Annotated in this window: 19 protein-coding genes and 1 tRNA gene; 4 read left to right on the top strand and 16 right to left on the bottom strand. The window is 61.4% G+C overall.

Features of this window, described 5'->3' with window-relative positions; genetic code table 11:
- The 7 genes from AC2YB9_RS01060 to AC2YB9_RS01030 all read right to left on the bottom strand — a co-directional run bounded on the left by AC2YB9_RS01060 (position 1) and on the right by AC2YB9_RS01030 (position 6,707).
- Positions 1–1,260: an ABC transporter substrate-binding protein gene (locus tag AC2YB9_RS01060; protein ID WP_487266910.1), complete on the bottom strand. Its 1,260-nt coding sequence runs from the start codon at positions 1,258–1,260 to the stop codon at positions 1–3.
- A gap of 31 nt (positions 1,261–1,291) precedes the next feature.
- Positions 1,292–1,984 carry an ABC transporter ATP-binding protein gene (locus AC2YB9_RS01055; protein WP_487266909.1) on the bottom strand — a complete coding sequence of 231 codons (693 nt, stop codon included), beginning with the start codon at positions 1,982–1,984 and terminating at the stop codon, positions 1,292–1,294.
- Positions 1,977–2,717, bottom strand: a complete 741-nt coding sequence (locus tag AC2YB9_RS01050) for an ABC transporter ATP-binding protein (RefSeq protein WP_487266908.1) — start codon at positions 2,715–2,717, stop codon at positions 1,977–1,979. The genes AC2YB9_RS01055 and AC2YB9_RS01050 overlap by 8 nt, the downstream gene beginning before the upstream one ends.
- A 96-nt stretch (positions 2,718–2,813) precedes the next feature.
- Positions 2,814–4,772 (bottom strand): helix-turn-helix domain-containing protein, encoded by a 1,959-nt coding sequence (locus AC2YB9_RS01045; RefSeq protein ID WP_487266907.1) that lies wholly within the window; start codon positions 4,770–4,772, stop codon positions 2,814–2,816.
- Positions 4,757–5,518, bottom strand: coding sequence for a 3-hydroxybutyrate dehydrogenase (locus AC2YB9_RS01040; protein ID WP_487266906.1), 762 nt, complete (start codon positions 5,516–5,518; stop codon positions 4,757–4,759). The genes AC2YB9_RS01045 and AC2YB9_RS01040 overlap by 16 nt, the downstream gene beginning before the upstream one ends.
- A gap of 260 nt (positions 5,519–5,778) precedes the next feature.
- Complete coding sequence (locus AC2YB9_RS01035) at positions 5,779–6,210, bottom strand: nucleoside deaminase (protein ID WP_487266905.1); 432 nt, start codon at positions 6,208–6,210, stop codon at positions 5,779–5,781.
- A 29-nt stretch (positions 6,211–6,239) separates the two neighbouring features.
- On the bottom strand, positions 6,240–6,707 hold the full coding sequence (locus tag AC2YB9_RS01030) for a tRNA adenosine deaminase-associated protein (RefSeq protein ID WP_487266904.1): 468 nt from the start codon (positions 6,705–6,707) through the stop codon (positions 6,240–6,242).
- Positions 6,708–6,785: 78 nt separating this feature from the next.
- On the opposite strand from AC2YB9_RS01030, the gene upp reads away from it, so the two are divergent.
- Positions 6,786–7,427, top strand: a complete 642-nt coding sequence (gene upp, locus AC2YB9_RS01025) for a uracil phosphoribosyltransferase (protein WP_487266903.1) — start codon at positions 6,786–6,788, stop codon at positions 7,425–7,427.
- A 51-nt stretch (positions 7,428–7,478) separates the two neighbouring features.
- On the opposite strand, the gene pntB is transcribed toward upp, so the two are convergent.
- The 4 genes from pntB to AC2YB9_RS01005 form a co-directional block, all read right to left on the bottom strand.
- Positions 7,479–8,864, bottom strand: coding sequence for a Re/Si-specific NAD(P)(+) transhydrogenase subunit beta (gene pntB, locus AC2YB9_RS01020; protein ID WP_487266902.1), 1,386 nt, complete (start codon positions 8,862–8,864; stop codon positions 7,479–7,481).
- Positions 8,865–8,874: 10 nt separating this feature from the next.
- Entirely contained in the window at positions 8,875–10,437 is a 1,563-nt protein-coding gene (locus tag AC2YB9_RS01015; RefSeq protein WP_487266901.1) for a Re/Si-specific NAD(P)(+) transhydrogenase subunit alpha, read from the bottom strand.
- Between the two features lie 114 nt (positions 10,438–10,551).
- Complete coding sequence (locus AC2YB9_RS01010; protein WP_487266900.1) at positions 10,552–10,824, bottom strand: hypothetical protein; 273 nt, start codon at positions 10,822–10,824, stop codon at positions 10,552–10,554.
- Positions 10,825–10,873: 49 nt separating this feature from the next.
- Positions 10,874–11,779: a 1,4-dihydroxy-2-naphthoyl-CoA synthase gene (locus tag AC2YB9_RS01005; RefSeq protein ID WP_487266899.1), complete on the bottom strand. Its 906-nt coding sequence runs from the start codon at positions 11,777–11,779 to the stop codon at positions 10,874–10,876.
- 105 nt (positions 11,780–11,884) lie between these two features.
- On the opposite strand from AC2YB9_RS01005, the gene AC2YB9_RS01000 reads away from it, so the two are divergent.
- Positions 11,885–12,763: an SDR family oxidoreductase gene (locus tag AC2YB9_RS01000; RefSeq protein ID WP_487266898.1), complete on the top strand. Its 879-nt coding sequence runs from the start codon at positions 11,885–11,887 to the stop codon at positions 12,761–12,763.
- Between the two features lie 13 nt (positions 12,764–12,776).
- Here AC2YB9_RS01000 and AC2YB9_RS00995 read toward each other — a convergent pair whose 3' ends face one another.
- The gene (locus AC2YB9_RS00995) at positions 12,777–13,421 is read right to left on the bottom strand and encodes an ACT domain-containing protein (RefSeq protein WP_487266897.1); all 645 of its coding nucleotides are present in this window, start codon (positions 13,419–13,421) and stop codon (positions 12,777–12,779) included.
- Between the two features lie 56 nt (positions 13,422–13,477).
- Here AC2YB9_RS00995 and AC2YB9_RS00990 point away from each other — a divergent pair, with 56 nt between their 5' ends.
- Positions 13,478–13,831, top strand: a complete 354-nt coding sequence (locus AC2YB9_RS00990) for a DUF3817 domain-containing protein (RefSeq protein ID WP_487266896.1) — start codon at positions 13,478–13,480, stop codon at positions 13,829–13,831.
- Positions 13,832–13,857: 26 nt separating this feature from the next.
- Here AC2YB9_RS00990 and AC2YB9_RS00985 read toward each other — a convergent pair whose 3' ends face one another.
- Both AC2YB9_RS00985 and AC2YB9_RS00980 read right to left on the bottom strand, forming a co-directional pair.
- A complete protein-coding gene (locus AC2YB9_RS00985) occupies positions 13,858–14,484 on the bottom strand; it encodes a Pr6Pr family membrane protein (protein ID WP_487266895.1) in 627 nt (208 codons plus the stop codon).
- Positions 14,485–14,568: 84 nt separating this feature from the next.
- Positions 14,569–15,813, bottom strand: a complete 1,245-nt coding sequence (locus tag AC2YB9_RS00980; protein ID WP_487266894.1) for an NAD(P)/FAD-dependent oxidoreductase — start codon at positions 15,811–15,813, stop codon at positions 14,569–14,571.
- Positions 15,814–15,913: 100 nt separating this feature from the next.
- Here AC2YB9_RS00980 and AC2YB9_RS00975 point away from each other — a divergent pair, with 100 nt between their 5' ends.
- Entirely contained in the window at positions 15,914–17,083 is a 1,170-nt protein-coding gene (locus tag AC2YB9_RS00975) for a PucR family transcriptional regulator (protein WP_487266893.1), read from the top strand.
- Here AC2YB9_RS00975 and AC2YB9_RS00970 read toward each other — a convergent pair.
- Together AC2YB9_RS00970 and AC2YB9_RS00965 are read right to left on the bottom strand one after the other, a co-directional pair.
- On the bottom strand, positions 17,080–17,451 hold the full coding sequence (locus AC2YB9_RS00970; protein ID WP_487266892.1) for a hypothetical protein: 372 nt from the start codon (positions 17,449–17,451) through the stop codon (positions 17,080–17,082). The genes AC2YB9_RS00975 and AC2YB9_RS00970 overlap by 4 nt on opposite strands.
- Before the next feature lie 282 nt (positions 17,452–17,733).
- Positions 17,734–17,809: transfer RNA gene (locus tag AC2YB9_RS00965), tRNA-Arg, on the bottom strand.
- Positions 17,810–17,896 lie beyond the last annotated feature (87 nt).

Genomic DNA, 17,896 nt, shown 5'->3' with positions numbered 1-17,896 from the left:
TCAGCCCATCGAGCAGCCGCTGTCAGCGGCTGGTTGGAAGGCCTCGTCGGCCGGGATGGTCTTGACGAGTTCGGTGAAGTCCGAGGCTTCTTTCATGTCGGCCTTTTCCTTGACTTTCACGAGATAGGCGTCGTGTGACAGGTTGTGATCGCCGGCCTGGATGGTGCCGTTGCGCGCAAAGAAGTCATTGACTTTGTGACCGTTGAGCTCCTTGTTGACCTTGTCGGCGTTATCGGTCCCGGCCCGTTGCATCGCCTCGAGGTATTGGGTGGCCGCAGAGTAGTTGCCTGCGTGGTCGAAGGTCGGTCGGTCGCCGGTCTTCGCCTTGAACTTGTCGGCCCAGGCACGACTCTTATCGTCAAGGTTCCAGAACCAGGCGGTCGTGAATTGGGTGCCGGAAAGCGCATCCACCCCGATCGACGCGATGTCGGTGTCGAACATCAGCCCGACGGCAAGACCGACGCCCTTGGCCTTGAGCCCAAACTCGTTGTACTGCTTGACGACGTTGACGAGATCGCCGCCGGCCTGCATGGTTCCGAGTACGTCCGGCTTCGGGTTGAGCCCTGGCGCCTTCGTCATGAAGGTGGAGAAATTGTCATTGGGGAATGGCGTCGCATCGGACTTGACGACATTGCCGCCACCCTTCTTGATGGCCGCGACGAAGCTCTTGTTCATGTCCTGGCCGAAGGCGTAGTCGGGGTAGATGATGTACCAGTTCTTCGCACCTGCCTTCGTCAAGGCTGCACCCGTGCCGTGAGCAAGCATGTAGGTGTCGTAGCCGTAGTGATAGGTGTATGCATTGCACTGAGCACCGGTGAGCTCGGTGGTGCCCGCGCCAATGTCGAAGAACAGTTTCTTCTTCTGCTTGGCGATATTGGCGACTGCCAGTGCGGCCGACGACGTCGGCACATCGAAGATTGCATCCGCGCCGTCGCGGTCATACATCTGCTGCGCCTTGGTGTTGGCGATCTCTGGCTTGTTCTGGTGATCGGCCGACACCACCTTGATATTGTCGGTCACCGCCTTGTCGCCATACTTCTTCTTATAGTCGGCGACGGCCATCTCGACCGCCGCCACCGACTTCTCGCCAGCAAGTTCGGAATAAACGCCCGAGAGATCGGTGATGACGCCGAGCACTACCTTGTCCCCGCTGATCTTGTCCCCGGAGCCTCCGCCGGGACCGCCGCTGCCGCAGGCTGTCATCGCGCAAGCCATGGCCATGGTGGATGCGACGGCGGCGGCCTTCTGTAGTGTTTTCATGAACGATCCCTATCTGTTTGGTGAGATTCGGTTAGATGCCGAGGTATTCGAGGAGTTCGTGCTCGCGCTGCCTCACTTCGGAGTTCGCCAGTGCCTCGACGATGCGGCCATTGACAATCAGATGGTGACGGTCGGCCAAGGTGGTGGCGAAGTGCAGGTTCTGCTCGATCAGCAGGACCGTGACGCCGTTTTCCTTGACGCTGCGGAAGATGTCGCCGATCTGCTGGACAAGCAGTGGCGACAGGCCCTCGGTGGGCTCATCGGCAAGCAGCATCTTCGCGCCAGTACGCAGTACCCGAGCGATCGCCAGCATCTGCTGCTCACCGCCGGATAGATGGGTGCCGCTCTGGCGGCGACGCTCGGCTAGGACCGGGAACGTCTCGTAGATCTTGTCGATCGGCCAGCCACCCGACTTGCCAACCGGCGGTAGCAGCAAATTCTCCTCGACCGTGAGACTCGCGTAGATCCCCCGGTCATCGGGTACATAGCCCAGCCCGAGCCGTGCGCGTGCATGTGCGGGACGGTGCGAGATGTCGACTCCGTCGAACACGACTCGACCCGCCATCGAACGATGGATGCCCATCAAGCAGCGCAGGAGAGTGGTCTTGCCAGCGCCATTGCGGCCGACCAGGGTGGCGATCTCGCCCTGCTTGACCTCAAAAGAGATGTCCTCAAGCACTCGCGCCTCGCCGTATCGTGCGGAAACCCCACTGATCTCAAGCAACGGAGGCTCCTAGGTACGCAGTCACAACACGGGGATCAATGCGGACCTCGTCATAGCTTCCCGACGCCAAAACCTGGCCGAACTGAAGCACAGTGACCCGGTCTGCGAGGCTACCGACCACCTTCATGTTGTGCTCGACCATGACGATGGTGCGTCCTTCTCGGACCCGAGCGATCAGGTCGATCGTGCGTGCGATGTCCTCGATGCCCATGCCAGCGGTTGGCTCATCGAGTAGCAACAGTTTGGGTTTGAGCGCAAGCGCGAGGGCCAGCTCAAGTGCTCGTTTCTGTCCGTATGACAGCGTGCCTGCGGCACGGGCGGCATGCTCGTCGAGTCCCACCTGGCACAACAAATCATGGGCCTCATCGCCGTAGTCGCGCAGCCGCTTATCGGAGCGCCAGAACCGCATACCGTCACCGGCTCGACCCTGGATCGCTAACTCAACGTGCTCCATCAACGAGAGTTCAGCGAACAGGCTGGTGATCTGGAAGGAACGGGCCACGCCCGTTCTTGCGATCTGTTCTGGGGCCATCGACGTGACATCGATGTCGTCGATGACGATCTGTCCCTCGGACGGCTGAATGAAGCCGCTCAGCAAATTGAACAGCGTAGTCTTCCCCGCGCCGTTCGGCCCGACGAGCGCATGCATCGAGCCGGCCTTGACATCAAGGTCGACGCCGTCGACAGCCCGGAAGCCATGGAAATCCTTGGCAAGCGAGTGGGTGCTGATCATGGGTGGCGTCACCTGCTCAACGTTAGCGACGTACGTCACACCCTGATATGGGGTAACTATCCACAATTACCAGTATTTATATGGGTACTTAATCCACTACGTGGCGTCGACGTTCGCGATCTGATATAGGCGTAGCGCCACCTGCAGCTCGAGCTGACGCTCGGGTTGCTGCCAATCCGTGCCGATGAGCTGGCCGACTCGCTCAAGTCGCTGCGTGACGGTGTTGACGTGCAAGTGCAACAGCTTATGGGTGCGAGACAGGTTGCCACCAGCAACGAAATACGTACGCAACGTCCCCACGAGATCGCTGCCGCGACGGGTGTCGTAGTCGAAGAGCGGACCCAACATCGAGGTGATGAAGCTACGCACATCGGGCTCCTCGCCGAGAACGAGGCCGACGAACCCCAGTTCCGATGCACCCGAGCCATCGCCAGCTCGGCCTAGTGACCGGAGTGCACCGACACAGCGGATCGCCTCGGCATGGGCGGCGGTGATCGCTGCAAGTCCAGTCGCAGGTCCCGCTGCGCCGACCGTGACCGGATGTCCGAGGTTCTGCTTCAATTTCTGCGCCAGGTCACGTGCCATGTCACCCGGATCGGCGTTGGGGACGACGAGCACGATCCGGCCGCCATACAAACCTGACAGGCCAGCGTGTCGGCTGGCAATGCCCGCGACGGCGCGCGCGAGGCGCGGGCGATCGGCACCCTCGGGGTCGATGGCGAGGACGGTCTGGGGCAGTGAGAAGTCATTGCCGAGCCGGCGCGCACGCTCAGTCAGCCCCTCGATATCCGCAATTCCATGGCGAAGTATGTCCTCGAGCAGCTCGCCGCGCACCTTGTCTTCGGCCTCTACGCCTGAGCGCAGACTCAGCATCAGTAGGGCGGTCACGACCGCAGCACTCTCGAAGATGCGCTGGTCGGCGTCCTCGAAACCGTCGGTGCGTTGCAGCAGGAGCGCGCCCAGATGTTGCGGCCCGGCGCTGATGGCACACGACCACCAGGTCGCGTTGCCGCTGGTCAAACTTTTGGCGTGCCCGCTGGACTGCGATGCGGCGATGAGTTTGACGAGATCGGAGTTCGCGGGACGCTTCACGTCACCAATTTTGCTGAGCGTCCGACCTTCCTCGTCCAGCACTAGGAGCGGTCCCCCGATCACCTCGACAAGGGCCAGCGCGACATCCTCCACACCACCACCGCGCAGCACCAGCTGGGCCATCCTTTCGTGGGCTGCGGCGGCCCGTTCGACTGACTCACCGTGGTCACGGAGCAGCACGTTGACGTCGCGCAACTCCTGGAGCGCAATTCGGGTCTCCTCAAGCAACCGTGCCTTGTCGATAGCCGCTGAAGCATGAGCCGCCAGCGAGCCGAGCAACGCCACCTCGGCCTGGGAGAACGGTCTCTTGCTCCGGTTGGACGCATACAGTACGCCGATGACATGGCTGCCGAGCCTCAATGGGACGCCGAGGATGGCGACTAATCCCTCTTCCTTGACCGCGCTGTCGATGGCATGCGTGTGGTCGAAGCGCTCGTCCTCGAAATAGCTCGAGGTCGAGTAGGGCATCGCCTTTTGTGCCACACGGCCACCAAGGCCTTCGCCCATCGCGAGCCGGACCTGCTGAAATGCGGCCGAGGTGGAACCATCCGTGACCCGCATATAGGTGTCGCCACGCTCGGGATCGTTCATCGTGAGGTAAGCGAGGTCCGTCCCTAGGACCTGGCGGGCGCGGTGCACGATCGCTTCGAGGACCGAGTCAAGATCGGTCAATCGAGCTAGGTCGTTAGCGGTTTCATACAGGGCGGTGATCTCGTGGCCGCGGCGCTGCTGGGTCAGCAACTTGTCCCGAACCCGAAGCGCGATGGCCTTGCCGCGTTCGAGTTCTTCGATGTCCTCAGCAGATTCGCCACGCTCTCGGGCGGCAAGGACCGGGCCTTCGTACTCGATGGCGGCGGCGTCCACGGCGAGCAGTTCAAGATAGTCGGTCCACATGGCACCGATTGTCTCGTGTGCGGCCGACATACGTCGAGTAGGCGTTCGCTGCGTCAGTGGGCGGTCCATCCGCCATCCATGACCATGGAGGCCCCAGTCACAGCGGCCGCAGCGGAACTACATAGAAATGCCGCCATCTCAGCGACCTCCTCGGGCTCGAGCAGCCGCTTGATCGCCGACCGTTCCAACAACACGTGCTCGATGACGTCCTGCCCGCTCACTCCTCGGACCTTCGCTTGTGCGGCGATCTGGTTCTCGACGAGCGGCGTACGCACGTATCCCGGGTTGATGCAGTTGGAGGTGACCCCATGCTCGGCGGCCTCCAGCGCGGTTACCTTGGACAGCCCCTCCAGACCGTGTTTGGCCGCGACATAAGCGGACTTATAAGGCGACGCAACGAGCCCGTGGACAGAAGAAATGTTGATGATTCGGCCCCATCCGGCTGCGTACATATGTGGCAATGCATGGGCGATGACCCAGAACGGCGCCTCAAGCATGACGCGCAAGATCGCCGAGAATGTTTCCCGGGGAAACTCGGTCAATGCTTCTACGTGCTGGAACCCGGCGTTGTTGACCACAATGTCGATCGCCGGGTCGAGGCGGTCGATGAAGGCGGGGTCAGACATGTCGGCCACCAACGCTTCGCCCTGCACGGCACGTGCCACCTCGTGGATTCCGACTGAATTCCGGTCCACGACTGTCACGTGGGCGCCGGCGTCGGCCAGCCGTTGCGCACAGGCGCGGCCGATACCACTTGCCGCTCCGGTGACCAGCGCATGACGCCCAGCCAGATCCGGGTGCCGAGAGCCTGTCATGTCTGCGAATCTACTCAACCCGTCCGCGACGGTACACCGATGAATCCACTACATTCAATGGCGATCTCATGGCGGCCAACCACATATTTGGGCCGGCAACTCGGCCGCTACAAGACACGGTTCGGCGGCAGCGAACATACGGACGAGCCCGATGATCTCGGATGTCCGAAACACGCCCTAACTTCTCACAGAAAACTGTCTCCTCTAACAGGTTGCAACCTGTGAAGAGTGACGGTTTCCCACGATATCCTGGGAAACTGTCACCGGTGGGTGGCGAAGAACTCTTGCAGGAGCACGGTTGATTCGTCGGCGCGGACGCCGCTGATCACTTCGGGGCGGTGATTGAGTCGGCGGTCGCGCACGACATCCCACAAGGAGCCGACGGCCCCGGCTTTTTCGTCGAACGCGCCGAACACGAGGCGTTCGATGCGGGCGGCGACAATCGCGCCTGCGCACATCGTGCAGGGTTCAAGGGTGACGACGAGCGTGCAACCCTCAAGCCGCCACGAGCCACACGTCTCCGCCGCCGCGCGAATCGCATTGATTTCCGCATGACCGGTCGGGTCGCCGAGCTTCTCACGGGTGTTGAATCCAGTCCCGATGATCGCGCCGTCAGGATCGAGCACGATCGCGCCAACCGGAACATCACCGTGATCGGTGGCACTGCGGGCGAGACTGATCGCCTCAGCCATTGCTGCGACCCACGGAGTTGGTTTTCGTGTCACCCGATCAACGCCTCAAAGTCTTCGCCGAATCCGATGCGGCGCGCAATGTCCACGAGGATATCCTCGGGATAAAGATCGTGATCATCACACAAAACACCGAGCTCGATCGCCTGCATACCCAGATCACTGATGATGTCGAGATCGCCGGCCGGCTGCGGTTGGTCGTCATCCTCGGGATCGGGTACGTCGAGGAGATCGGCAACTCCGCTGGCGAGTGGCCAGTCAGTTACGGCGGTCACATCGGAGAGGAGCAGACGCACCTTCGATCCGATGACCCGCACGACAACGAAAAATTCGTCGCTTACCGACACCAGGCCGAGTACGCCCGACTCCGACGGGAAACGTCTAAGGACCGCCAACAGGTCATCGATGTCGCCGGCGAGGCCAGTATCGATCTCGGCGAGTTGCCAAACACCCTCGTCGCGATAGGCGGCAACGGCGAAGTCCACATCGTTCTCGTCCACGACGCCTCTTTCGATTGCCCTAGATGTTCCACCTGTGATGGTGCCAGAGGACCCAGACTTCACGCTAGGCTTCATGCCATGCAGGTTCACGTCGCCGATCATCCGCTGATCTCCCACAAACTTACGGTTCTGCGCGACAAGCGCACCGATTCGCCGACCTTCCGTCGGCTCGCCGAGGAGTTGGTGACGCTTCTGGCCTACGAAGCAACGCGCGACGTCCGGGTTGAGCCGGTCCAAGTCGAGACCCCCGTCGCAGCGACGTCGGGCGTTCGGTTGTCGAATCCGCATCCGCTCGTCGTACCGATCCTACGCGCCGGCCTCGGCATGCTCGAGGGTATGCAGCGGCTGTTGCCCACCGCCGAAGTCGGCTTCCTGGGCATGATTCGCAATGAGGAGACCCTCCTCGCCGAGACGTATGCTGAGCGGTTGCCCGATGATCTGGCCGGACGGCAGTGCTTTGTCCTTGATCCGATGCTGGCCACCGGCGGCACGCTCACGATGGCGATCCAGTTCTTGGTCGATCGCGGCGCCGATCACATCACCGCGGTATGTCTGATCGCGGCACCCGAAGGCATCGCCCGCGTCGAAAAAGAGCTCGAAGGCGTCAACATCCCCGTCCTGCTGGTCACTGCCGGTCTCGATGAGAAGCTCGACGAGAAGGGTTACATCGTCCCCGGACTGGGCGACGCCGGCGACCGCTTGTACGGTGTCGTTGATTAACTTCCACTTAACCCGCTGAGTTGGTGAGGTCAGCGGGTGGGTGACCGGCGATCAGAGGTCGCGGATGATTTCCTCGACACGTTCCTTCGCGTCACCGAACAACATCTGAGTGTTCTCGCGGAAGAACAACGGATTCTGCACGCCGGCATAGCCAGGTGCCATTGACCGCTTGAACACGATGACGTTCTCGGCCTCCCAGACCCGCAGCACCGGCATGCCAGCGATCGGGCTGGACGGATCTTCGGCAGCAGCCGGGTTGACCGTGTCATTCGCGCCGATGACCAGAACGACCGACGTCTCGGCGAAGTCCTCGTTGACCTCATCCATTTCGAGGACGATGTCATAGGGAACCTTCGCCTCGGCGAGGAGAACGTTCATGTGGCCGGGGAGACGACCGGCGACTGGGTGGACACCGAAACGGACGTCGATGCCACGATCACGAAGTTTGCGTACGAGATCAGCGACTGGGTATTGGGCCTGTGCGACCGCCATACCATAGCCGGGCGTGATGATGACCGATTTAGCATCCTTGAGCAGATCAGCCGTATCGACTGCGGTCGTCTCACGGTACTCGCCGTAGTCCTTCTCATCACCACTCTGGGCAACCGCACCGAAGCCGCCGGCGATAACCGAGATGAACGAGCGGTTCATCGCCTGGCACATGATGTAGGACAGGTAAGCACCGGAAGAGCCAACCAGCGCACCGGTGACGATCAGCAGGTCGTTGTTGAGCAGGAAGCCCGCAGCCGCAGCGGCCCAACCCGAATAACTGTTGAGCATCGACACGACAACCGGCATATCGCCGCCGCCGATCGACGCGACGAGGTGCCAACCAAGCGCCAACGCAACCGCGGTCACGGCGATGAGCAACCAGATGTTGGGGCTGATCACGAAAGCGACGGTCAGCGCCACGAAGGCGACGAGCGCACCGAGGTTAATGATGTTCTTGCCCGGCAGCACAAGCGGCGCGGACTTCATCTTGGCCGACAGTTTGAGGTTGGCAACGATCGAGCCGGTGAACGTGACGGCGCCGATGAACACGCCGATGAACACTTCGGCAAGATGGATGCCCTCGAGATTGGCTGGCACATGGCCGGGCTCAAGGTAGCCATTCCAGCCGACAAGCACGGCGGCCAGACCGACAAAGCTGTGCAGTAGCGCGATGAGTTCGGGCATACCGGTCATCTCGACCGTGCGGGAGAATTGCAGGCCGATCGTCGCGCCGATCAGCATCGCGATAATGAGAAGCGTGACGCCCAATGACTCGGCATGTTGGATCGCCAAGAAGATTGTCGCGGCGAGCGCGATCGTCATACCGACGATGCCGTAGACGACACCCTGGCGGGCGGATTCGTGTTTGGACAGGCCGGCGAGGCTCAGGATGAACAGCAGAGCAGCGACGATATAGGCCGCGCTGGCAACAGATACAGCGGTCATGTGTGAAAGATCAGCCCTTCGAGAACATCGCGAGCATGCGGCGAGTGACGGCGAAACCGCCAAAGATGTTGATGCTGGCCAACAGGATCGCCACAAAGGAGATGACCTGGGTTGTCACGTCGTCCTGCATCACTTGGATGACGGCGCCGACCACGATGATGCCGGAGATGGCATTGGTGACTGACATCAACGGCGTATGCAGCGCGTGGTGCACCTTGCCGATGATGTAGTAGCCGATGACAATCGACAGCACGAGCACCGTGAAGTGTTGCGGCAATGGCTGTGGTGCGAACGCGTTAACCAAGAACAGCGCCGCGATCCCGATGCCGATCAGCGTAAATTTGCGCGCTGCAGTCATGGGTTGTTTTTCTTCGGCCGGTTTGACTTCGACGGCTGACGCAGCTGGCGCGGCTGACACCTGAACCGGTGGCGGCGGCCATGTCTTCTCACCATTGCGTACGACCGTCATGCCGCGCTGGACGACATCGTCGAAGTCGAGGACGATCTGACCGTCCTTGCCCGGCGTGAGCAGTTTCATCAGGTTGACCAGGTTGGTGCCATAGAGCTGTGAGGCCTGTGTGGGGAGACGCCCGGCCAGATCGGTATAGCCGATGATCGTGACCCCGTTGTCGGTGACGACGACCTCGCCGGCCTTCGATCCAACAACGTTGCCGCCAAGCCCCGCAGCCATATCGACGATGACGCTGCCGGGCTTCATGCTCGCGACATCGTCAGCGGTGATGAGGATCGGTGCGGCGCGGCCGGGGATCAGCGCCGTGGTGATGATGATGTCGACCTCGGCGGCCTGCTCGGAGTAGATCTCCGCGGCCCGCCGGTCGTAATCCTCCGAGGTCGCTTTCGCATAGCCATCGGTGCTTTGTTCGGTCTCGACGTCGACGACAAGATATTCGCCGCCGATCGAGGCAACCTGATCAGCAACCTCTGCACGCGGATCGGTCGCTCGTACGATCGCGCCCAAGCTGCTGGCGGTGCCGATCGCGGCAAGACCCGCAACACCAACACCGGCAACGAGAACTTTGGCCGGCGGAACTTTGCCTGCCGCCGTGATCTGGCCGGTGAAGAAACGTCCGAAGACATGGGCCGCCTCAACAACCGCGCGATAGCCGGCGATGTTGGCCATCGAACTCAACACATCGAGCGATTGGGCGCGCGAGATGCGCGGTACGGCATCCATCGCAAGTGCTGTGATCGGCCGCTGCGCGAGTGCCTCAACCAGATCTGGGTCGAGTCTCGGGTTGAGCAAACTGATGAGCGTTGCGCCGTCGGCGAGGAGATCTAGCTCCGTGGTGCTCGGCGCATTGACCTTGAACACGATGTCGTTGTGCCACACCTCGGTGGTCGAACCGATCGTCGCGCCTGCTTCTGCATAGGCAGCATCGGTAAAACTCGCGGCCAAACCGGCTCCCGATTCGATCGATACCTCGTAGCCGAGGGTGATCAGTTGGCGTACGGTCGCCGGCGTCGCAGCGACACGGGTCTCACCCGGGCTTGACTCGGCGACGACACCCAGACGGGCCCCAGGGTGGGCCTGTTCTTCAGCGACAGTCTCCATCTGATGCACAGTATCGGCTCCGCAGAAGTCGGGCCACCCAGTGAGATCCACATCTCACGTGGTGGTCAACTTGACCTGGGCCGCGATCCCTCCACTCACGTCGGAAGCCGCGGCTCACTCCGGGCAATCTTCTTTGCCAATTGAGCGTCGGCCCGCGAAACGACGCACAATAATCGCGGTGACGATCAGGCTTGCCAGCCAGCCGGCAATCCAGCCGATCAGCTGGCCCACGCTCAGCACAACGAACCAGCCGGGCGCGACCGAGTCATTCAAAGGCGCGTAGGCGAACCAGCCGAACGAGTTGGAACTGTTTGCCGTCGTCACGAGCAGGACACCAGCGACGAGGAGTAGGCCAGCCACGATCAGCAAGTTTCGCGATGAGCGCATACAAACACTTTCGCATGCCCTGCTCGATAGGACGTGTACGTCGGTCAGATCAGTAGTAGTACGGGTATGGCGACCAGTCGGGTTTGCGCTTCTCGAGGAACGCATCACGACCCTCTTGGGCCTCATCAGTCATGTATGCCAACCGCGTAGTCTCGCCCAGCAGCACCTGCTGGCCGACCAATCCATCATCGATCAAGTTGAACGAATACTTGAGCATCCGCTGTGCGGTCGGGCTCTTGGAGTTGACCTTCGCGGCCCATTCCAGCGCAGTGCGCTCGAGATCGGCATGCGGGACGACCTTGTTGACCATACCCATGCGATAGGCATCATCGGCAGTGTATTCATCACCGAGGAAGAAGATCTCGCGAGCGAACTTCTGTCCGGTCTGACGGGCCAGATAGGCCGAACCAAAGCCACCATCGAAGCTGCCGACATCTGAATCGGTCTGCTTGAAGCGGGCATGTTCGGCCGAGGCGATCGTCAGGTCACATACGACGTGCAGGCTGTGGCCACCGCCGGCCGCCCAGCCGGGTACGACGGCGATGACAACCTTCGGCATGAACCGGATGATCCGTTGGCATTCCAGGATGTGCAGTCGTGCCAGCTTCGCCGGGTCAACCGAGTCGGCCGTCGTGCCCTCGGCATATTGATAGCCAGCCTTGCCGCGGATGCGCTGGTCACCACCGGAACAGAAGGCCCAGCCGCCGTCCTTGGCTGAGGGCCCATTGCCGGTCAGCAACACGGACCCGACATCCGAACTCATACGCGCATGCTCGAGCACGGCCAAAAGTTCATCGACAGTCTGCGGCCGGAATGCATTGCGGACTTCGGGGCGGTTGAACGCGATGCGTACGGTCCCCTGATCAACCGCACGGTGATAGGTCAGGTCGACTAGGTTTTCGAATCCGGGCACTACCCGCCAGGCTGACTCATCAAAGATGTCCGAAACGCTCATGCGCCGACCTTATCTGTGGGCGCAGACACGAGCCCATCGGACAGCGAATGAGATATCTGACACCGATAGTGGCGCATACCAGATACCGACGGTATCTTGATTCGTATGACGAAGCGTTTTGACGGAAAAGTTGCCCTGATCACTGGCGCCGCACGCGGGATCGGCGCGGGCGTCGCGCGCGAGTTCGCGGCCCGGGGTGGCAGCGTCGCGCTGGTCGGTCTCGAACCCGAACTGCTCGCCGAAGTGGCTGCCGCTATTGGCGATCGCGCCGCATGGTGGGAGGCTGATGTCCGCGATGCTGAGGCCGTCGCCACCGCGATCGACGCGGCCGCAGATCATTTCGGCCGTCTTGACTACGTCCTCGCCAATGCGGGCATCGCGTCCTACGGCACGGTTCGCCAGATCGACAACGAATCCTTCGAACGCGTTATCGACGTCAACGTAAACGGCGTCTACCGAACCCTACACTCGGCAATCCCGCACCTTGAAAAGACCAAGGGCTACGCGTTAGTCGTGGCTTCCCTCGCCGCCTTCACTCCGCTTGCGGGGCTCGCGTCCTACAACGCCAGCAAGGCTGGCGCCGAGGCGCTGGGACTCGCGACCAAGCAGGAGGTCGCCCATCTCGGAATCGGCGTCGGTGTTTGCCATCCGTCCTGGATCGACACCGACATCGTCCGAAATGCCGAGGCCGATCTGCCGTCATTCAAGGAGATCCGTAAGAAGTTGCCGTGGCCCGCCAACGGCACGACAACGGTCGACGATTGTGTCGAACTGATCATCGCCGGCTTCGCCAAACGCAAGTCACGCGTGTATGTCCCCAAGGGCGTGCTTGCCGCCAATTGGACCAAAGCGCTGACAGCTTCGCCCATCGTCTGGCCGCTGATGCGACGCATGGCAACGAAGACGGTGCCGCAGATGGAGAAGGAAGTTGCCGCCCTTGGCCGCAGCCACCACGCGCATACGCCGGTGACGCCCAAGCATTAGGCGCGCCGACAGGTCAAACGGTTTGGACGCTGGAAGCCAGACCGACCATGTGGGCCAAGCGAGCGAGCTCAGAGGTCAAAATGGCGGGCCCGCCATGACGGCCGACGAGCACGACGAAAGGTTCGTCGGCACGATCAACGCCAGGCACCGCCGCGACGATCATCGAGTCCCATTCGGCAATTTCGGGCAGCACTTTGGCTTTGCGAACGTCAAGCCACTGTGGCCCATCGGGAAGCGTGTCCGGTGCGGCCGCAGACCGATGCCGAATGACCGGCTTGCCGTCGACGGTGCGCAGCGTGAGCGCCCAATCCATCCGGAAAGTGTCAGGGAGTACCTCCACAAGCCGTTCGAGCGCGTGGCGCGGATTCTGAGTGAACGTGTCGACTGCCTCAAGATCCATGCGCAGATTGGCACCGGCGGCATAGCGCGAAACCCAGTGGACGAGCACGCGATCAAGTCGATGACAAGCTGTGACGAGCGCATCGGGCATGACATCCGGTGGGAGTTCGAGCAGCACGTCATCGACGGCAATACCATCCGAGCGATGCTCAACGATCTCAATCGCTTCGATGTCGGCGCCAGCGCCACCAAGTGCCGACGCAAGTGCCCCCAGCGATCCGGGAGTGTCGGGAAGTTCGACGCGGAGCAGGAATGCCATGGTCCTATTGTCGCCGCAATTCATGACATTGGTGTTACGTGGGTACGGTTGGACGCGTGACTCTAGCCGATATGACCTCTGCCCGTATGCGTTCGATCTTCCGCACTGTTGCGGTCGCCGAGGCTTTCTCGTGGGCGGGACTCCTGATCGCGATGTTTTTTAAGTACGTCGTTCAGGACGATCCGAACTCAGGAATCGAAGGCGGCGTGCCGGTGATGGGGATGATCCATGGCGTCATCTTCATCAGCTATGTCATCTCCTGCTTCCTCGCCCGCAAGACCTTCGACTGGAACCTCAAGACCACGGTTGTCGCGATCGGCTCAAGTATCCCGCCGTTCTGCACCTATCTGTTCGAGGTGCTCGCCGACAAGCGCGGCCTCATTGGCGCGCCGAGTCGCGTTACGTCATAACGCGCGAGGTCTATAGCCCTCGACTCTTATGACGTAAGCAAGTCAGCGCGGCTGCTGAATTTCGTATACAGCCAGCTGATGCCGACCAGCAGCACCGTGACGATGATCCCGCTGACGATCACGTATGCGGAGCCGTGCCGTTGGACGTCAAGGAAGTCGTAGGGCACATATGAGTGTTGCCCGTTCGCAATAACGAAGTCCGGCGTGCTGACACCGGCGCGGATCAAGGTGTAGCCCAACCACCAAAGCGGCCAAGCGATCCACACCATGTCGCTCCGAGCGAAGCGCGTCCGCGGCCGGAACAAGACGAATCCCAAGATTGCGGCGACCGGCACTGCATAGTGGAAGATCTTGTCGTACAACCATTCGACGCCGGTGAAGTCCGCGCTCCCAGCCAACACCGTCGCATAGACGATTCCAGTGACCGTGATGCCGGTAAGTCCGGCCAATCGTAGGACCGCAAACCACGGCTCATGCCGATCCGGCCGTATGGCGAGCAGAACCGACGCGATCAGAATCAGGAGATTCGATTCGATCGTGAAGAAACTGAACAAATTGATCAGGCTACGATCCCGGTCAGCTGTGAGCGCGATCTGTCCGACCAACGCGAACGAAACCAGCACCGCAAGAGCCCCATGCCACAGACGAATCATGATCGCTCCTACCGAGTGACGTTGCGTCGTCGTCGATCCTAGCGTCCTTGAAGTGCGCCCGGCGCAATCAGCACGGTTGCCCGCTCAGCGCAGCGGATTGAAGTACTGCATCACTGGCAGGGTCTCACCACGCGTGATCTGGTGGGCAAGCAGCCGGCCGCTGAGTGGGCCGAGCACGACCCCCCACATACCGTGACCGCCAGAGACGAAGACCCGCGGCGATTTCGTCGCACCGATGAGCGGCAGCCCGTCCGCAGTGCATGGCCGCGAACCGACCCATTCGTCAGTGCGCGCATCCCAGTCGACGCCGGTTAGCATCGGCGCGGTGGCATCGATGATGGCCTTGATCCGGCGCGGGTCCAGCGGATCACTTGGCTTGCGGAACTCCATCATTCCGGCGACCCGGAAACCGTCACCCAACGGCGTACAGGCGACGCGTTGAGCCGGGAAATAAACCGGGTTGACTGGCATATGGTCGGGCTGGACGGTGAAACTGTAGCCACGTCCGGCCTGGACGATTTTCTTCACACCGAACTCGCGAGCGAGTTTGCCCAGCCAGGTGCCGGTCGCAAGGACAACTGCATCGGCGTGCAGCGTTTCGCCGTCGGTGATGACATCAACACCGGCAGCGCCACGGTCCTTGACGTCAAGCACGGTGCGGCCTTCGATAATCTCGGCGCCGTGTTCGCGGACGGAGTCGGCGAGCGAGTGGACGAAGCGACCGGGGTTGATGAAACGTTGGCCGCGCAGCAGAATCCCGTGGGTCACACCGTCACCGAGCGCTGGCTCAAGCGCACGAGCCTCGGCGCCGGACAACAGTTCGTAATCGCTCTCCCCGCCGGCTTCCACAACATGGCGAAGCTCGGTGACGAGGCTGTCGCGGTCGGATTCAGAATTGAAACCGGCTAGGAATGGATCAGCATTCTTCGTCATCTCTTTGACGCCGCCATCGTGCAGTTCGTCATAGGCACTCAGCCCGAGTTTGTTGACCTCGCTGTAGACATCCATCGCCTGATTCCATTTGCCCGGTGTGCAGTGGCGGGCGAAGCCGATTAGGAATTTGATCAACCGCGGATTCAGCGTGAACGGAACATAGACTGGCGACGAGGGCTTCAGCGTCTCGCGGATACCGGTGGCGAGCACAGATGGGTCGGGCAGGGGCAAAGTTAGCGCCGGAGTCAGCCAACCGGCATTACCCCAAGACGAGCCAGCGGCAACGCCGACGCGATCGACAACGGTGATGTTGACGCCGTCTTCAAGAAGATGCCAGGCAGTGGCAAGGCCGACCATTCCGGCGCCGACAACGATGACATTCTTGGGTGCACTCATACTTCCATTCTGGCCTTTGATTTCGGGCCTGGGGATGACAATTCGGCCAGCGTTGTGACGTACGTCTTGTGCAATCGGCCAAGGCGCGTAGATTGCGGGTATGGAGCTCAACGATGGCGGGCTCGCAGCCATCGCCAACTCGATCGCCGAACTACTCGGCGCACCCGTAACAATCGAGGACCCCGACACCATCGTGATGGCTTATTCCGGCGGCGAACAAGCCGTCGACGAGGCTCGCATTGGCACGATTTTGTCGCGCCAAGTTCCGTTGAAGTTCCGCACCGCGCTGGCTGCGGCGGGCGTCTTCGACCGGCTCCAAGCCACCGATGACGTCGTCTACGTTGATCTGCCGGCGGCAAGCATGACGCCTCGTGCCGTCATCGCAGTTCGCCAGAACGGTATGTTGCTCGGCTCGATCTGGGCTGCGGTCCAACGGGCACCAACCGCCGAACAGGAAGCCGTGCTGCACTATGCGGCACCGATCGTGGGCCGGCTAATCGGCGAGGAACGCGAGCGCTCCGACGCATCATCGCGCGAACGCCGTGGGTTGGTGCTTCGGCTCTTGGCGGGCGGCACGCGAGCGGTCGAGGCCGCCCGCGAACTTGATCTGCAGGCCCCGTTGGTCGTCGCGGCCATTTCCGGCCCCGGCGAAGTGATCGAGTCAGGGTTGGCTCGGTCGGTGGCAATCCACCTCGGGGCCATGGCACCGCGTTCGATCACCGCCCACCTCGACGACGCGACGTATTCCGTGGTGGGCGCCAATCTGGAGCGAACCCAGAAAATCTTGACCGGCTTCCTAGCCCGCTCCCGACAAGGACGTCAACTAACCATTGGGTTGGGCCAACAAGTTGACGATCCCCAGCACATCAATGCCTCCCGCCGCGATGCCGACCTCGCATTAGGTGCGCTACTCGCCACTGGCAGTGTCGGCACAGTTGCAACCCTGCGCGAGCGGCTCGCCGACGTCATCGCGCTCCAGGCCGCGGGCTTCCTGGACACACACAACGAGCTGAGCCCGCTCACAGCTCTACGCGCCTACGACCGAACCCATGACACACGACTGGTTGAGGCGGCAGCGGCCTTCCTTGCTGCCGGCGGGGACTACGCCTCGGCCGCCAAAGCAATCCATGTTCATCCCAACACCATGCGCAATAGGCTGAAACGGGCGGCAAAGTCCTGCGCCGTGGATCTGGCCGATCCAAACACTCGGCTCATCCTCATGTTGCACCTGAAAGTTGTTGAGTTGGAGTCCGCGGACCGGCCCAGTTAGTCAGCGTTGCGTTTGGAACAGTCGAGTTCGCCGTCGGGGAAGACGAGGAAAAGGTTCTCACCCGCGCCAAGCAGTTGGAGCACACCGCACTTGGTCCAGGCGACGGCGTCCTCGGTGCTTCCGGACTTGAAGTGCGCCCGAAAAGTACCGTCGTTGAACTCGACCCGATCAGCCTTGGTGCCGGCCTTGATCGCGGTGCCCATGCCGCTCGAATCAACTCCGAACGCGCGATCACTATCGCCACTCGCAGCCTTGCCACTCGTGGACGAATCCGCAGAAGGCGTTGAATCACCCCCACAGGCAGTGAGGCCGACCATCAACACTGCAGCAGCGGCAGCGATCCAGATCTTCTTCGCGTATGAATGCATGTCGTCAACTCTTTCCACAGTCGGTACGAACTTCGGCTTCACCCAATTGCTTACCGGTGTCCTCGTAGGCCGACGCGATGATAATGACCCCACCCGCCGACAGCCGCGAAAGCAATCAACAAATTTCGAGCATTTGGCATGACAGACCGGTCCTTCAAGATTCAGGGCGAGAAACAGCCAACCCTAAGGACCCCGCTTTGAGTTTTGTTAAAGCCGCGGATTGCACGTCTGTGGTCTGCACAACAAAAAAAATCGCTCCTGCCAATAACGGCAGGAGCGACATGGTGCGCTCGAAGGGATTCGAACCCCCAACCTTCTGATCCGTAGTCAGATGCTCTATCCGTTGAGCTACGAGCGCGCGGCCCGAAGGCCTGCAAAAGTCTAGCGTGTCACACACTCCGAATGAAATCCGGTCAATCGTGACACCCCTCGACTGTCCAGCATG

This window comes from Aeromicrobium changchenzhani (assembly GCF_057586615.1).
Note: the sequence above shows the minus strand (reverse complement) of the source record. Positions and strands in the feature narration are given on the sequence as shown.

Bases quoted from the DNA above. Each gene is read 5' to 3' on its own strand.
- AC2YB9_RS01060 (WP_487266910.1), bottom strand. From the start codon at position 1,260: ATGAAAACACTACAGAAGGCCGCCGCCGTCGCATCCACCATGGCCATG.
- AC2YB9_RS01050 (WP_487266908.1), bottom strand. From the start codon at position 2,717: ATGATCAGCACCCACTCGCTTGCCAAGGATTTCCATGGCTTCCGGGCT.
- AC2YB9_RS01045 (WP_487266907.1), bottom strand. From the start codon at position 4,772: ATGGACCGCCCACTGACGCAGCGAACGCCTACTCGACGTATGTCGGCC.
- AC2YB9_RS01040 (WP_487266906.1), bottom strand. From the start codon at position 5,518: ATGACAGGCTCTCGGCACCCGGATCTGGCTGGGCGTCATGCGCTGGTC.
- AC2YB9_RS01035 (WP_487266905.1), bottom strand. From the start codon at position 6,210: ATGGCTGAGGCGATCAGTCTCGCCCGCAGTGCCACCGATCACGGTGAT.
- upp (WP_487266903.1), top strand. From the start codon at position 6,786: ATGCAGGTTCACGTCGCCGATCATCCGCTGATCTCCCACAAACTTACG.
- pntB (WP_487266902.1), bottom strand. From the start codon at position 8,864: ATGACCGCTGTATCTGTTGCCAGCGCGGCCTATATCGTCGCTGCTCTG.
- AC2YB9_RS01015 (WP_487266901.1), bottom strand. From the start codon at position 10,437: ATGGAGACTGTCGCTGAAGAACAGGCCCACCCTGGGGCCCGTCTGGGT.
- AC2YB9_RS01010 (WP_487266900.1), bottom strand. From the start codon at position 10,824: ATGCGCTCATCGCGAAACTTGCTGATCGTGGCTGGCCTACTCCTCGTC.
- AC2YB9_RS01005 (WP_487266899.1), bottom strand. From the start codon at position 11,779: ATGAGCGTTTCGGACATCTTTGATGAGTCAGCCTGGCGGGTAGTGCCC.
- AC2YB9_RS01000 (WP_487266898.1), top strand. From the start codon at position 11,885: ATGACGAAGCGTTTTGACGGAAAAGTTGCCCTGATCACTGGCGCCGCA.
- AC2YB9_RS00995 (WP_487266897.1), bottom strand. From the start codon at position 13,421: ATGGCATTCCTGCTCCGCGTCGAACTTCCCGACACTCCCGGATCGCTG.
- AC2YB9_RS00985 (WP_487266895.1), bottom strand. From the start codon at position 14,484: ATGATTCGTCTGTGGCATGGGGCTCTTGCGGTGCTGGTTTCGTTCGCG.
- AC2YB9_RS00980 (WP_487266894.1), bottom strand. From the start codon at position 15,813: ATGAGTGCACCCAAGAATGTCATCGTTGTCGGCGCCGGAATGGTCGGC.
- AC2YB9_RS00975 (WP_487266893.1), top strand. From the start codon at position 15,914: ATGGAGCTCAACGATGGCGGGCTCGCAGCCATCGCCAACTCGATCGCC.
- AC2YB9_RS00970 (WP_487266892.1), bottom strand. From the start codon at position 17,451: ATGCATTCATACGCGAAGAAGATCTGGATCGCTGCCGCTGCTGCAGTG.